Annotated in this window: 1 protein-coding gene; it reads left to right on the top strand. The window is 63.8% G+C overall.

Features of this window, described 5'->3' with window-relative positions; genetic code table 11:
- Nucleotides 1-1,028, top strand: a 1,028-nt coding sequence (ispG, locus tag ACWD6R_RS40695; RefSeq protein WP_451823363.1) for a flavodoxin-dependent (E)-4-hydroxy-3-methylbut-2-enyl-diphosphate synthase, incomplete at both ends; no start/stop codon positions are given.

The raw sequence follows: 1,028 nt of genomic DNA, 5'->3' as shown, positions 1-1,028 counted from the left end.
ATCCAGGTCGGGTCGGTGGCGGTCGGTGGGGATGCGCCGGTGTCGGTGCAGTCGATGACCACGACCCGTACGTCGGACATCGGTGCGACGTTGCAGCAGATCGCGGAGTTGACGGCGTCGGGCTGTCAGATCGTGCGGGTGGCGTGTCCGACGCAGGATGATGCGGATGCGTTGGCGACGATCGCCAGGAAGTCGCAGATTCCGGTGATTGCGGATATTCATTTCCAGCCGAAGTATGTGTTCGCGGCGATTGATGCGGGCTGTGCGGCGGTGCGGGTGAATCCGGGGAACATCAAGCAGTTCGACGACAAGGTCAAGGAGATCGCGCGGGCCGCGAATGATGCGGGGACGCCGATCCGGATCGGTGTGAACGCGGGTTCGCTGGATGCGCGGCTGCTGAAGAAGTACGGGAAGGCGACTCCTGAGGCGTTGGTGGAGTCGGCGCTGTGGGAGGCGTCGCTCTTCGAGGAGCACGGTTTCCGGGACATCAAGATCTCGGTGAAGCACAACGATCCGGTGGTGATGGTCAATGCGTACCGTCAGCTGGCGGCTCAGTGTGATTACCCGTTGCACTTGGGGGTGACGGAGGCGGGTCCGGCGTTCCAGGGGACGATCAAGTCGGCGGTGGCGTTCGGTGCGTTGCTGAGTGAGGGGATCGGGGACACGATCCGGGTGTCGTTGTCGGCGCCGCCGGCCGAGGAGGTCAAGGTCGGGCTGCAGATTCTGGAGTCGTTGAATCTGAAGCAGCGGCGGCTGGAGATCGTGTCGTGTCCGTCGTGCGGTCGGGCGCAGGTGGATGTGTACAAGCTGGCGGATCAGGTGTCGGCGGGTCTTGAGGGCATGGAGGTGCCGTTGCGGGTCGCCGTGATGGGCTGTGTCGTCAATGGTCCGGGTGAGGCCCGTGAGGCGGATCTGGGTGTGGCGTCCGGGAACGGCAAGGGGCAGATCTTCGTCAAGGGCGAGGTCATCAAGACGGTTCCCGAGTCGAAGATCGTCGAGACGCTCATCGAAGAAGCCCTGAAGATCGC

Source organism: Streptomyces sp. NPDC005151, assembly GCF_053599875.1.
This window is presented reverse-complemented; position numbering and strand designations above follow the sequence as displayed.